Consider the following 325-nt stretch of genomic DNA (forward strand, 5'->3'; position numbering starts at 1 on the left):
ATTTGGCGTGCAACACCACTGAATGACCGTGTTTCTGCGGTGCGTCAGTTATTAGCGAAAGTAGCAACCGTTGAAATTATTGATGACCTTGCAGACGATTTAGCGTTAACACTTGCCGATGCACGTGCTCAGTTAAACCGCTTAGAAAAGCACATGCGTAAATATACAACATTGCCAGGGCCAACGGGTGAATCGAATACACTTCACATTGAACCACGCGGCTGTGTAGTATGTTAAGCTCATAAGACCTCCTCAATAATCTTTTGGGAAGTATCTATTATTACCGCACAGGCTGACGCTAAGAAGCTAATATCACATGCATATT

1 pseudogene is annotated in these 325 nt (G+C 43.4%); it reads left to right on the forward strand.

From position 1 onward, the window contains the following. A pseudogene (locus CWB66_RS21585) lies at positions 1-325 on the forward strand (hypothetical protein); the annotation flags it as partial.

This window comes from Pseudoalteromonas sp. S558, from assembly GCF_005886635.1.
In the GTDB taxonomy this organism is placed as follows: domain Bacteria; phylum Pseudomonadota; class Gammaproteobacteria; order Enterobacterales; family Alteromonadaceae; genus Pseudoalteromonas; species Pseudoalteromonas aliena.